Here is a 17,095-nt window from a genome sequence, read left to right as displayed (position 1 = left end):
TTAGAACCTGTATTTGATACTCAACAGGGCGTAAGCGGGGACCAGATCAATCCGTTTTTGGTATAGTTTAAAGGAATTAATATTTTGATACAAATATTCACGCTCGTTTAATAGATTGTTCAGTTGAACGGTACCTGACCATCTACTTTGTTTAGGTTCGTAAACTATATTTGCATTTACAAAGTTGTAATTTTCTTTGTTTAAAATGTAAAGTTCATTACTGACATTAACTTTTATGGATTCAAGAATATTTAAATCAAAGTTGACAAAGGCTTTCGATGTTTCAAAAGAATTAGTTTCTCCCTTGAGTTCGGAACTAGCGTAGGTATAGGTAAAACCACTTGAAAAATTAAACCATTTATCATAATAGGAACTCAAGGAAAGCGAATAGTCCCCGGAATAATTCTGAAGCTTAAACTCACTTGTTTGATCTATAGAAAAAGGTGACTGAATAAAATTCTGATTACTCTCTATTTTAGAGGCCATTTTAAGCTTGCTGAAATAGTTAGTGAAGATTAAATTAGCCAAAGTACTCTGACCGCTAGATGTAGGTACGAAACTATTGAAAATAAAATTTTCAGTTAGGTATGCTTCTGGGGCATAACCTGAATGAGTTTCAGTATGTATAGCAGAGGCATTTACATAGAACCCTTTAATATCATTATATAAACTATAGTTTAAAGAAAATACAGAGTTGCCTAGTTTTATAACATCATCAGAACCACTGAAAAAATCCTGATATGAATTCAGCGCATAGTTGGACAACAGAAATTTTAACCTGGGTAAGTCCTCTTTATAACTATAACCCAATCGAACTACTCCTTTATTCCTTAATTTTTGTCTAAAAGTAACATTAGCATTTTTCAACAAATATCCGTCATGATTAAACCAACTCCGCTTCATGGAAATTCCAGCCCTGAAATAATTATCCTGATTGAATTTGAATTTCAGGGAATTGCTTAGCGCTACTGAGAAATTATCAATATTTACGGCATTTGTGTATTCATCATAATCCATTTCTATTGCAGTAAAAAGTTGACTTTTGGCAATTTCACCCTCATGATGAATATGTAGCTGCAATTGATTTTCCCACTCTGAAGATTTGCTAAGCAATGAACTTTGTAATCCGTAATACTTAAATTTATTCCGAACATTCTGATAAAAAGGTTCATCGATATTACTATCTAAAAGATTACTCAAACCTGGATGTATAATTTGGGCATTTTCTTCAGAATCTCCATACCCGAAATAAAGGTAATTGTTCAATGCGTTTTTATTATTTAATAACAATGTATGTTCCAGGTGATTATAAAATGTTTCGGAGGCAATATCATTTTCTTGCATTATTCCCTGATCACCTAAGATGATGTTATTCATTGCATCATGAGGATTCAAATTATAACGAATAGTATTAGTAAAATAATTACTGGAGTTCGGCACAAATTTGAATTCTAACTCCGTATCTCCAATCAGATTACTATTCTTATAATTGCTGGTTTCGGAAAATATAGTGCTATTCGTGCCTGTTAAATACTCCGTCTGAGCTTCATAGAATTGTCTGGTTACGTCTGAAATAACGCTAACATCTCCTCTTAAAGAAAATTCATCATTTATTCTAGTAGATAATCCGATGGAATGTAGCATCGATGTATTAAATATACTTCTGGTATTGAAGATGTTCTCTTCTTGTTCATCAATCGAAAATATAGTGAACGGCTGTTTCTCTATTTTTTGAAACATCTGGGATAGATCTATAATTATATTTTCATTTTGAAGCAAATCGGCAGCTTTGTATCCAGTATTATTTAAATTACTAAACTCCAATACTTTAATTTCCTTCCTCAATAGGCCCAAAGTCAGAGCAGATTCATATCGATTTTCCAGGCCATAACCTCCGGAAATATTACCGAACAAGACATATTTAAACTCATCCTTAAGCTTTAAATTAAGCGCTACTTTTTCAGAGCTTGACAGCTGTTTAAAAATTGGATTTTCTTCATAATTTTCTAGAATCTGTACTTCTTCCAGCGTTTTTGCATCTAGATTCTTAGATAAAATTTTATAGTTTTTATCAAGTATATTTTCTCCTTCAACTAATAGCGTTTCTATAGGCTTACCGTGGGCTTTTATACTACCGTCGGGTAAGACTTCTATACCTGGTAATCTTTTTAATAGATCTTCGACTGTTTGTTCCGTATCAGTAGCATATTGAGAGACACGAATAAATGTGGTATCAGAACTGATTCTTATTTTTTGATGACCTTCAACAACCACTTCTTTTAAAGACTCTGCTTTTTCCTCCATTTCGAAATCTAAAGAATCAAACAATCGTCGGTCGGCAATTATTAGTGCTCTTCTAACAGTAGAAAATCCTAAACTAGAAACTTCAACATTTATTGAATCGCTGCTTGTTATAAACTGTAATTGATAATTTCCATTTTGGTCACTATAGGTGTAGTCAAGAACTTGATTTTCTTCAGTTCTCGTTTGTACTAGAACCATTTCAAGTGGTTGAAGTTGATTATCGAAAATTTTTCCGCGAATAGCTACTTCCTGAGCATAATTAACTCCATGAACAGCTAATAATAAAAATAGAAGTAGGTACTTCATAAGGGAAGATAAAAGAAAACCCCATTGATAATGGGGTATTATTTAGCTATAAAGTGTTTGGTTAGTCGAATACTTCCACGCTTAGAGTTTCAACTCCCCCAGTCTTTACAGTAACATCAGCACCCATTTGTTTTGCGATCAGGATGGCTTTTGTCTTACTGCGTTCAACTAATTCATTTAAAGTTTGCTTGTACTCTTCAATGGAAATAAATGGATATTCTTTATCCACCTCAGGTTTCTCAATGGGTCCTATACTTAGATTTCTTTTTACGGGATATTCTAAAGATTTGAAATAAAGATACATTTCCTTTTTTTCATCGTAAGCTTCCAGAATTAACCCTGGCAAGCCTTGTAGTTTCCATGGTCCATAGGGTAAAGGTATTGCATCAGTATACCATGCAGTATAATTCTTTCCTCTAAAAGTTCCAGTTGCTTTATGACAGGTAAGACCCCCGAATGTTTTTGTTTCAGATCCTAAATTCCAATCTATTTTAGCTCGTTTCTCGCGACCATAAACTGGTTCTTTATATTTTTTATTCCACCACAGACTATCTTTCGCTCGGTTGTAATAGACTTGTTTACCTTGTGGAAGTGTATGTTTTCCTAAATAAACCTGTTGATTTCCATTTACTTCTTTGATCTGTTTTTCTTCTAACTCCGTTTGCTTCTCAAGGGAATCCTTAGCCGTTACATAATAGGATGCCTCTTTATTAAAAACTAAATAGGCATTAAAATCGAGTCCGACGGGCCCACCTTTCCCTGGGCTTTCTATATGGCCGTAATATACGATCCCGTTATTTTGTGCTTGATTAGCCGTCATCGAGGCTAAGAAGACTAGAAGGAATAAAAATCTCATGTTATCGAAGTTTGATTGATTAAAAATCCTTCCCCTCCCTGGAGGAGAAGGATAGGTGATTTAGGCACATAAAGCCACGGCTATTCCAATAAGTTGGGAAGTACTACAGCTTCCACAACTTACTTCGTAAGAAGAACCATCATCGCAATTCACAGTGATTGTAGTTCTTATGGCATCAATACTTTTTTTTGATTCTAGTGCTTCTGTTGCGCTAGTTTCGGTTTCATACTTAATAATCTCCGTTTTCGCTTCATCATTAGATGCGAAAGCTCCCTTAGACATAAGTCCAAACGCTGAAACGACTATTAATTTTGTCATTGATTCTTTTGATTAGTAATACTGTCAAAAGAAAGCATTTTTATATGGTTAGTTAGTTAAGCGAAGTTACCTAGTGTTAATTTGTGTTAAGACAATGCTGGAGTGATTATTCTTATAGCATCCAATGCTGATAAATCAATGCTTAAACACCAAAACTTTGGACTAGAATTCTAGAACGATGCCATTCATTCACGGGATTGATTTATATATGTTTTGATGTATAACTAATGCATAGTCCTGTATATTAAATAGCTACGCTTCCGGTAATTTTTCAATCTCATGCTTTCTATTTACCTCCTCGGCCGTAGCTGTACTTACCTTTTTTGTAATGCAAAATACCAGGATTTAGAAGTTAGTCCGTATTGCATAAGCCAGTCGTACCCTCCTTTTTATAAATACTCCCTAATTCTCAAATCTTGAAAATGTATCAGCATCAAAAAAGGTAACAGTTAACGGCTCTATGGGAAGTAAATCAAATAAAAAAATCATGAAATCATTTCAAAATAACAAACTCGGAAGCGAAGCAAAAAAATCAAAAAAGGAAAACGCTCCGGATATAATAAGTAAATCAATGTTTAATATAAATTTTAAAGTTATGAGTACGCTAAGAAATCAAGTTCAGTTAATTGGAAATGTGGGTAATGACCCTGAAAACACCAACTTCGAAAGTGGAAAAAAAGTAAGTCGCTTTTCACTGGCCACAAATGATTACTACCGTAAAGACGGTGAAAAAATTCAAATAACAGAATGGCACAATTTAGTAGCCTGGGGTAAACAGGCCGAGCTGGTTGAAAATTATGTTTCGAAAGGAAAAGAAATTGCCGTGCACGGAAAACTTACTTATAGATCCTATGAGACTGAAGCAGGTGAAAAAAAATATATCACTGAGGTAATAGTAAACGAAGTCCTGTTTTTGGGAATAGTTGAAAATTCTGAAAAATAAGCTAAAGAAGAAAGAGGGCGTTTCTGCTCAAAGTCGCACCCTCTTTCAATTATCAACCTTTTAAAAAGTCAACAATGAAAACCAAAGTTAACGAAATTGCCATAAGTTATAGCGGGAGCCTTAAACCAAATGCACTCCCAAAAATAAGCTGTTCTAAAAGCGCCGCAGACCTGGCCTTTACCCAATGGGATAAAAATCACATGGAACTTCATGAAACCTTTAAAATAATGCTGTTAAGCAATGCTAATAGAGTAAAAGGAATTTATGAAATCTCCTCCGGGGGAATTACCGGTACCCTCGTAGATATACGCATTTTGTTTGCCGTACTTCTTAAAAGCCTGACCACAGCCGTAATATTATTGCACAATCATCCTAGTGGCACCCTTAGACCTAGTGAAGCGGATAAACGTCTTACCACAAAAATTAAGGCTGCAGGGGAATTATTAGATATCAAAATTTTAGATCATCTTATCCTAACACCTGATGGAGAATATTACAGCTTTGCCGATAATGGTATGCTTTAATCATCAAAACAAGTAGCTAAAGCCCTTGATTTTTTCAAGGGCTTTTTCTTGATGTTTTAAATTTGAATCGATAAAATTTGTATCTTTAATATGCTGATCTTCAGCTTACATAATTTTATATAGCTATCCCAATTTTGACTTTCGCTGGCAGCTATATCAATCAATAATACACATCTAGGAATTTTAAAATTCCTAACAGAGCAATTTGATTTCGAGCAGATTGTATTGATTTTCGTCCCGCCTGGCGGGACGAAAAGGAATAGCAAGAGGATAACGGGCAAAGCCACGTTTTATATTCCTTGCTTATTCATAATTAGTTGTATCACAGTGTTTTACGATTAATGGTACTTGATGCTTAAACTTTTTGAATTCACTTTTTCACGGAAAAATCTTTGTAGCCCAGTGATTTCAATAAAATTTTCACGGAAAAATGGATAAAGGATTTGAAAAAGAGCGGTTTGAAAGTGTAAGTCTCAAAACTTCAGTAGTAAAAAAGTTTAATAACTATTGCCGAAAAATGTCAATGTCCAAATCGATGACCTTACTCTTAATGCTTGAGTTTTTTGATGAAAATGGTATTTCTCCGGCAGAGTCCATGGGACCCAAAATGCAAACCCTGGAAAACCTGATTAAAAAAAGAATGAATGGTGTCATCGCCATTCTTAAAGATATAGAAAAGAACCAAACCAAACCTACCGTGGCCATGATGCAATCTCTTTTTGAGGAAGCTGTAACAAAACAACCGCTTATCCTAGAGAAGAAAAATGTAGAAAAAAACCAACCAAAATTTATTGAAAGAAACAATAGCAAATCTTAAATCACCCGAAATGTATATATCTATTACAGCCCAAACCCTGGGAGGAAATTATTCAACAAGCTCTGCCGACTTTGTTGCCTACCTGGAAAAAGAGAATCAGGATCTGGATCCTGAGAATAAAGCATTTTTTTTTAACCAGTATCAGGATGAAATTACTCCAGCGGAAGTAGTTCGGGAAATTGATGCCAATACGGCGAAGCTGGAAAAGAAAGAACCTCGTTTTTATTCCATTACACTAAACCCCTCCTCAAGAGAGCTTCAAAGAATTCAGGATAGCCGGGAAGATTTAAAAAGATATACCCGGGAGGTAATGAAGGATTACGTGGCTTCCTTTAACCGGGAGATCAATGGCCGGCCGGTTACAATCGATGACATAAAATACTATGCGAAAATAGAACATCAGCGATCTTTTAAAGGTACCGATAAACAGGTGCGTGAAAATCAACCCTACGCTACCAAAATACTGAAATGTAAAGTTGAACTTCAAAAAATTAAACGCGGCGAAATAGTTGGTGATATTTCAAAGCTGGAAAATAAAATAATGCAACTGGAGAAGGAAGCGCCTCATCGTCAAAACGGACAGCGCATTGTACAGGGAATGCCCAAAGAAGGCCAACAGAGCCACGTGCATATTATCGTGAGTCGTAAGGATGCCTCCAATAGGTTCAGCTTATCTCCAGGTAGTAAATACAAAGCTTCCCAGGTTCAACTAAATGGTAAAATGGTAAAAAGAGGTTTTGATAGGGACTCCTTCTTTGATAGAGCGGAAAAAACATATGATACCTGTTTTGGATATCATCGAAATTTTGTGGAAACCTATAATGCTCGTAAAGAGTTTATTCAAAACCCCAAAACCTATTTTTCCTTATTGCTGAAGTTGCCTACCAATGAAAAAATGCTGGCTATGAAAATATTGAAGCAAAGCGGTATGCCCATCATGCCTAATATTCCGACCAGCCAGGCTCAAATAGCCTTGAAGGTTTTTAACCGGCTAAGACGGGGAGTGGATATAGCGGTTAAATCTAGTTCGATAGGAATTTAAAATGTAAGCTCATGGAGTACTTGAATATGAATAGCATTCTTTTATATACTACTTTGGGTAGTCTCTTTTTTTACCTCTTATATAGAATTTGCAGGTTTGCCTTTTTGCTTAATACAATCCTGCTTTTAGGCTTTATAAGCCATTATTTCTATCCTGATTATTTACTAGAAAGTATCTTGTTTCTCGCCTGTCCTATGATGTTGATCAATACGGTTTTCTATGTTTTTCTGCATTCTACTGATTTGAAAAAAAATGTAGATGAGAAATACCAGGTTCATTTTAAATCCACCGGTAAAAATTTTAAAATAGATAATATCAAAAGAGGTGCCTCTGTAATTGGTTCTGCAGGTAGTGGAAAAACTGAAAGTATTGTTTATGGGTTTCTAAAACATTTTCAGAAATATGATTTTTGTGGGGTGATCCATGATTATAAAGATTTTGAACTTACCGAAATGGCTTTCCCACTCTTTCAAAACTCAAAAATTCCTTTTAAAGTGGTTTCCTTTGATAAAATAGTACATCGCGTGAATCCTATTGCGCCCCGGTACCTCGAAAATGAAGAAAGCGTGAATGAAATTTCCCGGGTATTAATTGAAAATCTTCTGGAACAAAAAGAATCCGGAACTTCTGGTGCTTCAAAATTTTTTAATGATGCTGCCGAAGGTCTTATCGGAGGTATGATATGGAAATTAAAAACCTCCTATCCTCAATTCTGCTCCTTACCGCATTTAATAGCAATATATCAAATACTGGACACTGACAGCCTTATTGCTTTTTTGAGCTCAAACAGGACCTCCAGAGCTATGGCAGATGCCTTTATAAGTGGTAAAGACTCGGAAAGACAGACAGCTGGAGTGAAAAGTACCCTGGCGAATGCCTTAAAGCGTATTAGTACCCAAAGTATATTTATGGTATTAGCTGCAGATGAAGTCCCCCTGAATATTAATAATCCAGACAATCCTGCGGTGATTTCGGTAGTGAATAATCCTAAATTCGATGCAGCCTATTCTCCGGTAATCGCAACTATAATACATACCATTACCAAACAATTAAGTGTTCGTAATGCAATGTCTTCCTTCTTATTAATGGAGGAGGCACCTACCATACGCCTTTTAAATATGCATCGCATTCCGGCTACATTGCGCAGCTATGATATTGCCACCGTATATGTAATGCAGGATAAAATTCAGAACGATATGATCTATGGTGACAAAGCGAGTAAAGCGATCCTAAGCAATCTTTCTTACCAGTTCTTTGGTAAAGTAAACGATCCTGATACCGCCAGGTATTATGAACGTTTTTTCGAGATCATAAAGGATCCTACAAAGAGCGTGAGTCGTGGTCATAATCTTGATTTCGATACTCGGGTTACCACCGGAGAGAAGGAAATTCCAAAAATTAGGGCAGATGTATTCTTTCGCTTAAAGCAAGGGGAATTTATTACCTATGCCGATGGAATCGATAAGAAGGTGCAATTTCAATTACATTCCATAAAAAGAGAACTTCCAAGCGAGAAATCCCGATTTTCACAGTCTGAATTAGCTGAAAACTTTGAGAGGGTATATAAGGAAGCGCGTTCAATTTTTGACAGTTAATGCTGCTTAGATCTGTCAATAACATCATAAAGTGTAAAGTCTGGCTAGCCTAAAACAATGACTAATTCAAGGCTTATCAATCTTCGATAAGAAACTTTATTGTTTTTTTAAATATTTAAGTCTTTTTTAATTTGGTTTCTGGAAACCACGATAAACCTGGAAGTAAGGTTTGCTTGATTTAGCTTACCAGTTTAAAAAACAGGCTTATTCAACAAGTAAAATTCTGGAAAAGTAAACCTCATAAAAGTAGAAATACCACTTGCATTAATCTGGGTTATTAATAGATCGATGAGAGATTTTCAAGGCTACATTACGCGCACCGTTCTTTTCGTTCAATTCCAGAACAGCCTTTTGATCTTTACTAATTGAAAATTTTGAAAACACGTATACAAATCTTTTCGTGTCATCTGCCTTTATTAATGCAGGAACATTATATTGGAGAATAGGCTGCTCGAGAAGTGTTTGAACCGATGTTCTCTTTCCTCTTTGCCGGGTTTGAATCGAAAGGTTTAGAAAATTTAAATCGAAATCAAGACTGGATTCGTTTGAAACCTGGATAACAAAATAGAGCTCAGAAGTATTAAAAACAATGTTTTCAATACTTAAAACCACTCCCTGATTCCTCTTATTTAACGAACTCTTCCGTTGCTTTTTGCTCAGTAGAAAAGCCGCATATTTTTTATAATGGTTTTCTTTATTTGTGACGTTCTTTTTTGGTTCCGATTGTTCTTTAGATATAGGTGACGTAGATTTTAAATTACCAATGCTTTCTGATTCGGTAATGAAATAGTTTAGCCTGCTGAGCTGCTTTTTATATTTAACGATATAGGAGTAGATGGAATTACCACAAATAACTAACAGATTGCTTTCCTCTCCGGGAGTGGCCTGTAAAAGTCCAAAGTTTTGTTGTTTTTCCCGGTTATAGGTGAATACAAATTGCGTAGATCCCGTAATTCCTTGGGTGATCGGCTGCGGAAAGAACAACGCAGTATTTTTCTGATCATTGGCGTAAATAGTATCTAGTTTTCTCCTGTTTTGCGCATTTGAGAGTGCAGAAACTACTATAAATACTGAAATAGCTATATATTTTTTCATGTGAGTGTGTTTAGATGAATTAAGTACTTTTGAGATCTTATAATTTTGGTTTTAAAATCATTTTATAATTGTTTAGTATGGTAACCTTTACGTTTCGGTTATGACGCTTAAGGATTTTGGTGATGCCAGTTACCTGGGGAACACTAGGGATATTAATATCGCCTATAAGATCATCCAGGACTTCAGTTGTGGCCTCTGCCCGGAAATTGTTTTCCACATAAATTCCTTCGCTACCATCCTGCAGGTCGAATGCTTTTAGATTTGTGGGATGGGAATTAATATTTTCGATCTCAATGAGAACACGATTCGCTTGAAAGCTTATAAATCCGAAAACAGGGGTGTTCTTTTGAATTTCATTGTTATCAATCATGGTTCTCTTGGTAAGACGCAGACGAATTCTTGAGTTCGACTTAACCACCTGTGTGCCATCTACCACCACCGGGATTTCCGAAGCAGTCGCACTGGAACTAAGAAATTCATTTTCTTGTGGATTAGAAGCAAAAAATAACTGATGCTCTAAGCCAATTTCTTTAGCCTTTATTTTACGTTTTGTTTGAGTTTCCAGGGTATCTACTGGTTGAATAAGCATAGCTTTTGGATTTTCTGTTTTGGTATTATATATCGCTGCATACCTGGATTCTCCTAGGGTATAAATACTATCGATGATGCGTTCTTTTTCTTTTTCTGGTAATTCTGGGTCGTAATAGCCTAAGGAATCAATCCACTTTTCATCATATATACTCGGAGCATTGGTTTCCCTGACTTCCTTTAAATCGTTGACGGCGTCAAGTTTTGAATCGTATATCTTCTGATTTTCTTCCAAAACTGGTATAGATGTCTGTTCGAGGGTATCATTTTCATCTTTGTTTCCTTTTATAATCAGGAAATAATAGGAGACAAGAAAAGCTATGATGATCAAAATTATCACGGCAAAAACCAATTTGTTTTTTTCTATTTTTATCATAATTGCCTTATTAAAGTTTTTCAGTGATTTTTCTTAAACTGTTTTCAAAATAATCTGTGATTAAGAGGCCGTGTGGATTATGAGGGAATTGGCGATCCACAGGTATCAACTTGCCGGTAGATATTAGTTCATAGATGTCGACGATAGAGCCACGGTTAATTTCAAAAACAACCTTGGTCCTGAATGTGGAGATCCCATCATTTTCTTCAATTTCGGAATTGATACTGATTACCTTTTGAACTAGAGAATATTGCAGTAATCGGTTATAAACTCCATCTGCTTTTTTTTGACGGTACAGGTTGTCCACACTACTGTTGCCTAACCATAAAGCTTTTTCGAGATTTTTCTCATAATTGCTGGCATCAATGTTATAGAAATATTGGTGAAATAGGCTCAAATGAGCTAATGCCTCCACCATGAAATTTTCTTTCTGCGTTACTAGTTTTAAGGGAATAATACTTCCATCAGTATTGACTGCAAACGCACTATTTAAGGCTTTTTCACTGGTCGAAAAAGCGGTCCATAGGGAAAAAATATTGCAAAGCATTCCGCAAATAACTACGGTGAATACAATGAACCTATTGATTTTTAGAACGTTGTAAATATTTTGATATGGCGTTTTCATAGTATGTAGTTAAGTCGTGAATAATCTTAGCGTAAAGGAAGTAGCCCGGCGATACAATTTGAATTTTAGAAAGACAATGAAACCTATGGATCCCAATTCTACAACAGGGGCGAAAAAGCCACTGCCATAATCTGTTCCGAAAAGATTCTGCCAAAAATTCTCATTGATTTCATTATAAATGGCATTAATAAAGACATTAACCAGGAAAAAAGCTGGTACGAGCATATAGACTGCCGCGTATAATCTGAAAAAACTATATCCTAGCGAGCGAAATTTCTCAAAGACTGAAAGGCTGAGAATTAATGGAAAGAAGGCTTGCATGATCCCTAAAAGGAAAAAACGTTCAGCCAGGAAAAGAGGGTAGATGAATAAATCTATAATCCAAAGGAACAGACTTATCAAAAAAGCGAGTGCCTTGAAACTATAAAGTGGGGTAACTAAAGCTTCATAAAGTAAAGCCATAGCTTTTCTCATGGCATCCATAGCTGAAACATCTTCACCAATTGGGATATCCTGCATTTGTAGGGGCAGGAGGGAAGGGGCCGTATCACGATATTGACCTTCCACGGCTACAAGTATTCCATCAAAAAAGCTCAGTATCTGCGTGGAGAATATAACTAGCAATACCACCGCAAAGTTTTTAGCTAGTTCTCCCGGAGAAAGACCCCAGGTATATCCTTGATTATCGGCTATGCCTTCATTATATTTTTTAAGAATATTTATTAAAAAAAATAGCACCGCCAATACTTTCATCCCAACAATGGTATACTGGGAAAACTCACTATCCTGGATGGTCTTAAAAACAGTATCAATGTACTCCAGGCCAACTCCTAAAAAAATCATGGCGCTCATACTTAGTAGGCTGTTTCTCGGTTATTCATTTTATCCTGCATTTTTCTAAAAGAAATGATATCGTTGTACCGCTTGGTTTTAAGCTGGACATCGTTGAGCATTTCTTTAGATTCGATTTCTTTTTGTTTTAAAACTGCTGCTCTTTCAGCATCGCTCATTTTTAAGTGATCGCTGGATAAGATCTCATCGATAAATGCCATAGTCTCTAAGGAGTTGCTCACCACCGCACTAAAGGATTCCGAGACCCTGGTCACCTCCTCCGGTTTGATATAAGGTGAATTCAGTATTGCTCTTAAATCATTTTGCATGACCGTTATGAGCCGCTCATTGTTTCTGCCAATTTCCCGAACGGCTTTTAGGTCCCTAATTACTGAATTGACCTTCTCAATATTTTCTTTCTGGGCTTTTAGAAAGTTGACCGTTTTTACCAGGTTCGCAGTTTGCTTGGCAGATTCGACCAATGATTTTACAAGGCTTACAAAATTTGTATTATCATATACCGGCATTCCCTGGCTGAAGGCATTTTTTGGAAATGTAAGGGCCGTTACAAAGCATAATACCATTAAGGCATTCCTAAATTTTCTCTTGTTTTCCATAATATTAATTTTTAGTTTTCATAAATTCCTTTATAGCCTCTTCCATATTGCCAGTTCTATTATAAATTGACATGATGGTCTCATTTTCAGTACCATCGGTGAGATATGCGGCGTATACCGCTGGCGGTACCTCCAGGCGAAAAACGTTACTTTCCTGCCCAATTTTAATAAACATCTCTGTGTACTTTCTGGGTCCTGAAAGGTTGTTCCTGATCGATTTTAACTGGTTTAAATCATGTGTTGAAAGGTTGAGGCGGCTAACCAATTCCTTATACCCTTTTTCATTACGAAGGCTATAGATAACCTGGGTGTTTTCCAGGATACTTGCTGAAGTGGGATTGTTGGGTAATTGATTTATGGATTGTAAGATGATACCGATAGCCCCGTTATGTTTTCGGATAGCCTGATAATAGAATTCTACACTTTCTAATACATTCTCAAATTTGAGTTGTTTGGCAAATTCGTCGAATAGTATGATTCCCTTTTCAGCTCGATTCTTCCAAATCGTTCGTTGAATCGCTGATTTAATAAGCCTGAGCATTACGGAGAGAATTTCCTTATTATCTTTTACTTCGTCTAGTTCAAAAACGATTAGTCTCTTGTCTTCAATTTTGTAGGTTTGATCTTCTGAAGTCTCAAATAGAAAACTGTATAACCCATCACCCACGTATTCCGATAAAACGTGTAAAAATCCAGTCAAATTAAAATAGTCTGGATGGATTTTTAAGCTATTCAGAAGATCTTGCTGATTCTTTTCTATAAACTGGTAGAAACTTTCCAAAGAATGATTTACGGAGGTACTTTCGTAATAATAACGCAGGATTTTCTTTATGGAAACCGATTGCGCTTTAGTAATTTTAAATTCAGAGGCAAATAGTTCAAAAAGGAATACCGATAAATCTTCAAGACGTTCTGGTGTTAGATCTTTCCTTTCGTAGATATAAAATGGATTAATACCTAAGCTCTTGCCACTCTCATATCGCAGGATGGTATACTCACCTGGATATAGCCGGGCAAATTTGGTATAAGAGCCACCCAGGTCAATAATAACCAGGCGAACCCCAGTTTCAAAATATTGTCGAAGGATGTTGTTGGCCAGGAATGACTTGCCTTCTCCTGTGGGTGCGAAAATGGCAAAGTTCCGGGCTTTTATTCTTTTCTTTTTCTCATCCCAAACATCCTTGAGAACCGGTATATTATGTTCACGATCATTAAAGATGATACCTGTAGGGTCTGATTTATAATTCGTATTGTTTATTATCAGACATAACGCGTGTTTTAGATCGGTTACATAGAGATCTTCATTGGAAAAATTGGAAGAAAAACAGCAATAACTGTTAAGGATGTAATTTTTTCGTTCTTCACCTCTCGGATAATAGGGGAGGATATCAATTTCCTTAAATTCTGTTTTTAAACGGGAAGTAATTCTTTCCAGGTTTTGGGGATCCCGGTCCCAATAAATGATATTTAAATGACCGCGAATGATGCGAGAATTATCATCCGCATTGATTTTGCCAAGTATGTCCTCGATCTTGCCAAGCAAGACTTTATTTTGAGAACCAAAATTGGAACTCTTTTTCAATTCCTCGACTTTCTTATCTAGTATCTTACGCCACTTGTGTTTGTCATCGAGATATAATATTTGATTGACAATATGATTTTCATCTAGCGTAAGCCCTAGGCCATCAATAAACCCTTGATGAAATACAAAATCGTCAGAAGTGAATTTCTCATTGGTTTTGCTAGTCTGTACACTTTCGCCAAAGCACAGTTCGCTATTAATGACCAGGGCATCAAAATAATTTTCTCCGATATTCATATACTTTTTGTCTAATACGATATCAGTATCACAGCCTTCATTAAAGCCGTTGAAGAAATTATTGGTGAGACCTATAACTTCTTCAGATTTTAAGGTTCTTATAAATACCTTCCGAATGTTATTTGTATAAGAAACTGCATCGGTTACAGAACCGATAAAGTTTTTAATAGATTCATCAGACTCCCGTAGAACTTTTTTAGAAATCTTTTGGAATGGGTTGATATATTTGGAATGGTTTATAGCCTTATTTTTTGTCAGTATGAAAAACAGGTAGCTCCGATGATTCATATATTCCCGGCCTTTAAAATGGTCGTGAGTAGCTCTTTCCAGAAAGCTGCTGTGAGGAATTTCTTCCGAAGTATAAGCTGTTTTAAGATAAACATCCTGTTTGTGTACCACCGTGCCAACGGGTAGAGATTTTAAACTCTGAAACCAGGTCCCATGTATATCTTCATAATCTTTTTCCGATAAGGAATAAATCTCAGGTAATATGCATTCATAGCATAGGATAACATTGCCATTATTGGCAAAAATGATATTATCCTGAATATCGATAATGGGGTGGGACGATGAAAAATTAATCTTGTCCATAGCTGATATGGGTATTTCTTTTATTGCTAATGATTTTTGGAAATGTTCTTCCTACGGAAAATAGTTGAGGATTGTTTTTTATCTGTGACAAAATGATATAAAGACATAAGTTCCCGGCAAATACCAATATTATGATTCCGAAGCTGAAAGAGAATATTATAACTAGGAGTGAAGCTAACACTGATATCATCATCACAGCAAATAGGGAGATGGAGAGACCAAAAATGACGGCCTGTTTCCTGATGTTTTTATATATCTCAAATCGCTTCATAAGTTTCTCTAATTTTCTATGAAAGGCCTAATGGCTTAAACTACTATTGATATTAGATAAGTAAAGATGCCTACAACAGCCCCGGCGATTAATACAAAGACGAGAACGCGAGTGATTCCTTTTTTTAGATCTGCATTCTCTCCAAAGAAATGTCCGGCGTTAAAAAGGAAACCTACCAGGAAAATGACACCAAGAATGATGGGGAAGATGCTTCTTATAGTATTGGAAACATCATTAACGGAATCTTCGATTCCTCCAATTTGTGCAAATATTGGACTGGAGAGAAGTAAAAGAAGAATGGATAAATAGAATGATTTTTTCATAACGGAAAAGTTTAAATTTTCGATTCGTTTTCGTTATGAGAAAAGTATAAAATGGAAGCCTTAATAAACTGTGAAACAGTTTATTGTGAACAAAATACTATTTGTAGAATTAGGAGCTTATATGAAAATATTTACCTCCAAAAAATATTGATTTTTGAAAACAGCCTGTTAATAACTGATTAGTTCAAATCTGTTATAATGCTGAAAAACGTCAGTTTAGTAATTTATTTGATTATTCTCGAAATATTTTAGCTAATCATTAGTGGTATTATTATTAAAATTTTCAGCTTTCAATTTTGTACGAAGTTTGAATATCACTTAGCTAAATATTTAAATAAATATATGTGAAAATATTAGGGAGAATAATCGATTGTCATGCTGTATTGTAAAATCTTCAATTTAAGGGCTTCCAATATTCAAGGGTATATAGTTTAAAATTAAGATGCACAAAAACATAACAATATAAAAAATTGTTGCTCTACTGATAATTTGGATTTTTTTTCATTTCTAATCATTTAGGATATTAGAGATAACAACCAAAGTTAAGACGCTCGATTGTTTCGTTCTCTTATTGAACTATACAACTCAATGATGATAGAAATAATTTCTTTCGTCTAGTGAAAGATCAATATCACGCAAAAATGTCTAGCCTTTCACGTACAAAGAATTTTTACGTAAAAATGTACTCAATTTTCGGCCTTTCACGATAGTTCAATATCCTTCATACTTCAAATTATCTAGGATCAATGGCTAATTATTAAGGTGTTTTATTTTGACTCCATCAAACTCAATTGTCTTTTTATTACATCAACTAATGTAATAACTTCTTGATAGAAGATTAATCAGCATTTAAAATAGAAATTTTAGGTCTGGCAAAATTCACTGCTGCCTATAGGTAACCTTTTTCAAAATTCCTAAAAATTAAAAGTACAAAAAGTAAGGATAAACCATACTAACTGTACGGGCTATAAATATATAGTACTGAACACAGAACATACATTTGAATATCAATAAAATTTACAAATCTGTACAATTTATTTTAATTCAAAATTTCGTTTTATCATGCGTTCAATTAAAAACTTTTTAGCTGTTTTCTTTTTCTTTTCTATGCTAGTCTCGTGCAATCCTGAAGCTTTACCTGAGAATACTTCAAATATTGAATTAGTTGCGGACGACACCGCTGGAGAAAATGTTCCTATTGATGATAAAAAATAATTAATCTCTATTTTAGCAGGAATTATAAAATTTTATATA

At 35.2% G+C, this 17,095-nt stretch carries 16 protein-coding genes; 6 read left to right on the top strand and 10 right to left on the bottom strand.

What is annotated here, in order from left to right:
• The 3 genes from ABVM50_RS15170 to ABVM50_RS15160 all read right to left on the bottom strand — a co-directional run bounded on the left by ABVM50_RS15170 (position 1) and on the right by ABVM50_RS15160 (position 3,784).
• Complete coding sequence (locus tag ABVM50_RS15170; protein WP_405199336.1) at positions 1-2,610, bottom strand: carboxypeptidase-like regulatory domain-containing protein; 2,610 nt, start codon at positions 2,608-2,610, stop codon at positions 1-3.
• A gap of 61 nt (positions 2,611-2,671) precedes the next feature.
• Positions 2,672-3,466 (bottom strand): GLPGLI family protein, encoded by a 795-nt coding sequence (locus ABVM50_RS15165; RefSeq protein ID WP_405199335.1) that lies wholly within the window; start codon positions 3,464-3,466, stop codon positions 2,672-2,674.
• Between the two features lie 60 nt (positions 3,467-3,526).
• On the bottom strand, positions 3,527-3,784 hold the full coding sequence (locus ABVM50_RS15160; RefSeq protein ID WP_405199334.1) for a hypothetical protein: 258 nt from the start codon (positions 3,782-3,784) through the stop codon (positions 3,527-3,529).
• Between the two features lie 595 nt (positions 3,785-4,379).
• Here ABVM50_RS15160 and ABVM50_RS15155 point away from each other — a divergent pair.
• The 5 genes from ABVM50_RS15155 to ABVM50_RS15135 all read left to right on the top strand — a co-directional run bounded on the left by ABVM50_RS15155 (position 4,380) and on the right by ABVM50_RS15135 (position 8,705).
• Positions 4,380-4,727 carry a single-stranded DNA-binding protein gene (locus tag ABVM50_RS15155; RefSeq protein WP_405200722.1) on the top strand — a complete coding sequence of 116 codons (348 nt, stop codon included), beginning with the start codon at positions 4,380-4,382 and terminating at the stop codon, positions 4,725-4,727.
• Between the two features lie 74 nt (positions 4,728-4,801).
• Positions 4,802-5,251, top strand: coding sequence for a RadC family protein (locus tag ABVM50_RS15150; protein ID WP_405199333.1), 450 nt, complete (start codon positions 4,802-4,804; stop codon positions 5,249-5,251).
• A gap of 430 nt (positions 5,252-5,681) precedes the next feature.
• Positions 5,682-6,068, top strand: coding sequence for a BfmA/BtgA family mobilization protein (locus ABVM50_RS15145; protein WP_405199332.1), 387 nt, complete (start codon positions 5,682-5,684; stop codon positions 6,066-6,068).
• A gap of 10 nt (positions 6,069-6,078) precedes the next feature.
• Entirely contained in the window at positions 6,079-7,110 is a 1,032-nt protein-coding gene (mobB, locus tag ABVM50_RS15140; protein WP_405199331.1) for a MobB family relaxase, read from the top strand.
• A gap of 11 nt (positions 7,111-7,121) precedes the next feature.
• Positions 7,122-8,705, top strand: a complete 1,584-nt coding sequence (locus tag ABVM50_RS15135; RefSeq protein ID WP_405199330.1) for a type IV secretory system conjugative DNA transfer family protein — start codon at positions 7,122-7,124, stop codon at positions 8,703-8,705.
• Positions 8,706-8,969: 264 nt separating this feature from the next.
• Here ABVM50_RS15135 and ABVM50_RS15130 read toward each other — a convergent pair whose 3' ends face one another.
• The 7 genes from ABVM50_RS15130 to ABVM50_RS15100 all read right to left on the bottom strand — a co-directional run bounded on the left by ABVM50_RS15130 (position 8,970) and on the right by ABVM50_RS15100 (position 15,841).
• A complete protein-coding gene (locus ABVM50_RS15130; RefSeq protein WP_405199329.1) occupies positions 8,970-9,800 on the bottom strand; it encodes a DUF4138 domain-containing protein in 831 nt (276 codons plus the stop codon).
• A gap of 37 nt (positions 9,801-9,837) precedes the next feature.
• A complete protein-coding gene (traM, locus tag ABVM50_RS15125) occupies positions 9,838-10,761 on the bottom strand; it encodes a conjugative transposon protein TraM (RefSeq protein ID WP_405200721.1) in 924 nt (307 codons plus the stop codon).
• A gap of 13 nt (positions 10,762-10,774) precedes the next feature.
• Positions 10,775-11,389, bottom strand: coding sequence for a conjugal transfer protein TraK (locus tag ABVM50_RS15120; protein ID WP_405199328.1), 615 nt, complete (start codon positions 11,387-11,389; stop codon positions 10,775-10,777).
• Between the two features lie 9 nt (positions 11,390-11,398).
• Positions 11,399-12,241, bottom strand: coding sequence for a hypothetical protein (locus tag ABVM50_RS15115; RefSeq protein ID WP_405199327.1), 843 nt, complete (start codon positions 12,239-12,241; stop codon positions 11,399-11,401).
• Between the two features lie 2 nt (positions 12,242-12,243).
• The gene (locus ABVM50_RS15110; RefSeq protein WP_298332518.1) at positions 12,244-12,804 is read right to left on the bottom strand and encodes a conjugal transfer protein; all 561 of its coding nucleotides are present in this window, start codon (positions 12,802-12,804) and stop codon (positions 12,244-12,246) included.
• Positions 12,805-12,841: 37 nt separating this feature from the next.
• Positions 12,842-15,247 (bottom strand): TraG family conjugative transposon ATPase, encoded by a 2,406-nt coding sequence (locus tag ABVM50_RS15105; RefSeq protein WP_405199326.1) that lies wholly within the window; start codon positions 15,245-15,247, stop codon positions 12,842-12,844.
• Between the two features lie 306 nt (positions 15,248-15,553).
• The gene (locus ABVM50_RS15100) at positions 15,554-15,841 is read right to left on the bottom strand and encodes a hypothetical protein (protein WP_298247962.1); all 288 of its coding nucleotides are present in this window, start codon (positions 15,839-15,841) and stop codon (positions 15,554-15,556) included.
• 1,062 nt (positions 15,842-16,903) lie between these two features.
• On the opposite strand from ABVM50_RS15100, the gene ABVM50_RS15095 reads away from it, so the two are divergent.
• The gene (locus tag ABVM50_RS15095; protein WP_405199325.1) at positions 16,904-17,056 is read left to right on the top strand and encodes a hypothetical protein; all 153 of its coding nucleotides are present in this window, start codon (positions 16,904-16,906) and stop codon (positions 17,054-17,056) included.
• The last annotated feature ends 39 nt before the right edge of the window (positions 17,057-17,095 follow it).

It is taken from the genome of Christiangramia sp. LLG6405-1, from assembly GCF_045055805.1.
Lineage (GTDB): Bacteria > Bacteroidota > Bacteroidia > Flavobacteriales > Flavobacteriaceae > Christiangramia.
This window is presented reverse-complemented; position numbering and strand designations above follow the sequence as displayed.